The organism is Rhizobium sp. SVR5-2C (assembly GCF_056755115.1).
In genome coordinates, this window is the sequence record NZ_JBNDHT010000323.1 from 1 (window position 1) to 554 (window position 554).

At 57.8% G+C, this 554-nt stretch carries 1 protein-coding gene; it reads right to left on the reverse strand.

From position 1 onward, the window contains the following. Nucleotides 1-455: substrate binding domain-containing protein (locus ACPYOI_RS35925; RefSeq protein ID WP_481424152.1), on the reverse strand; the 455-nt coding region annotated here is incomplete at its 3' end. Nucleotides 456-554 lie beyond the last annotated feature (99 nt).

Genomic DNA, 554 nt, shown 5'->3' on the forward strand with positions numbered 1-554 from the left:
TCTCTTCTTATAATGCCGAGCCCCGCGAGTGCCCAATCGCGAACAGTGAGGGTGTCGTTGGCAACCCGATCCCCCCGTACTCGTACCGATATGTGCTTGCCGTCAACAAGAAAGGGCCAGGCGGCAAATGACGCGTCAGGGCGGAAATGTACGAGACAGTTGTGCTCGGCGAGATCATCCGGATGCCTGGGATATCCTCGCAGATTCCAATAATCCGGTGAAGCGCACACAACTCTTCTAGACCGTAGCAGCAAACGCGCCTTTAGTGTCGAGTCGACCAGCGGGCCGTGTCGAAGGGCAAGGTCGATATCGTTCTCAACCATATCAAGGACATTGTCCGCGAACTGCAGAGTGATGGTTACCGCCGGATGCTTGAGAAGGAACCGATCCACAATGGGCACAAGTTCAACCCGCCCGAGTTCCTGCGGTGCAGTGATTTTGATCGGCCCGCGCAAGGGTCCATTCCGAGCATCCGCGAGCGCGGCGTCCCAATCGGCTAGGATTCGCCGTGCGTTCGAGAGGAACTGCCGGCCCTCATAGGTGAAAGACAGCCG